Consider the following 599-nt stretch of genomic DNA (forward strand, 5'->3'; position numbering starts at 1 on the left):
CTTTCTACTGTTTGACTTCTTAGTTTATATGCTTTTTTTATTGTATCTACAAACCTTAAATCTTCGATTATATCTAAATCATCTTGCCATACATGTCTTCGAATTTCTCTAGTAAAACTTCTATTTTCTGTACATTCATTTAGTAGTGGACATGATTTACATATAATAGGATTAGATTTGTATAATCTATGCCCTGTTGGCATAGTTCTTTTAAAAGTTAGTAATTTATCATTTGGACATATATAACTATCGTAATATTCATCATAAATAAAATCTTTAGTTTTAAATATTCCTGGCTTTCCTTTTGGTCTTGTATAGGGCATTGCAGGTACTATCGATTTCTCTAGTAAATAATGCGCATTGAATGGCGTTTTGTATCCGGAGTCTACTGCTAGTGTGATTGGCAACATATTTTTTTCTTCTAATCTTTCAACCATAGGTTTCAACTGTGTACTATCATGTATATTTCCAGGTGTGACATGTTGATCAATTATAAAACCATTTTTATCTACACAACTATGTAAGCTATACGCAAATTGTTTTTCTCTTTCACCTTTAACATAGTAACCAGCTTCTGGATCGGTAGTACTGACTTTCTT

General features: G+C 30.7%; 1 protein-coding gene. It reads right to left on the minus strand.

All coding sequences use genetic code 11. The features are described from left to right. The coding region (locus LQ611_RS13930; protein ID WP_239709673.1) for a transposase at positions 1 to 599 on the minus strand (599 nt) is incomplete at both ends.

The sequence above is a fragment of the Mammaliicoccus sp. L-M44 genome, from assembly GCF_022386355.1.
GTDB lineage: Bacteria > Bacillota > Bacilli > Staphylococcales > Staphylococcaceae > Mammaliicoccus > Mammaliicoccus sciuri_A.